General features: G+C 71.4%; 1 pseudogene. It reads left to right on the top strand.

Features of this window, described 5'->3' with window-relative positions:
* Positions 1-259: pseudogene (locus tag SB822_RS58570) on the top strand (hypothetical protein); the annotation flags it as partial.

Here is a 259-nt window from a genome sequence, read left to right as displayed (position 1 = left end):
ACGTCTGCGGCGGCGACGCGTACGGCGGCCGGCACGGGTGCGGCATCTTCTTCTGCGCGGCGCATCGCCACATCGGCGGTGCAGCGCGCGCGCATGCACCCCTGTGCACGCGCTGCTACTGGGGTCGGACGCCCTATGCACCGACACCCGACACCCTGGCATGGGTGCGCTGGAAGGCGACCGACGCCAGCTGGCAGCGGTGGCGCGACGAGAACCCCAAACAGGCCATGGTGCTGCATGCGCGCATTGCGGTCGAGGG

The sequence above is a fragment of the Paraburkholderia sp. SIMBA_054 genome (assembly GCF_046534875.1).
In the GTDB taxonomy this organism is placed as follows: Bacteria; Pseudomonadota; Gammaproteobacteria; order Burkholderiales; family Burkholderiaceae; genus Paraburkholderia; species Paraburkholderia hospita.
The sequence above is the reverse complement of the archived record's forward strand: the minus strand, read 5'-3'. Positions and strand labels throughout refer to the sequence as shown.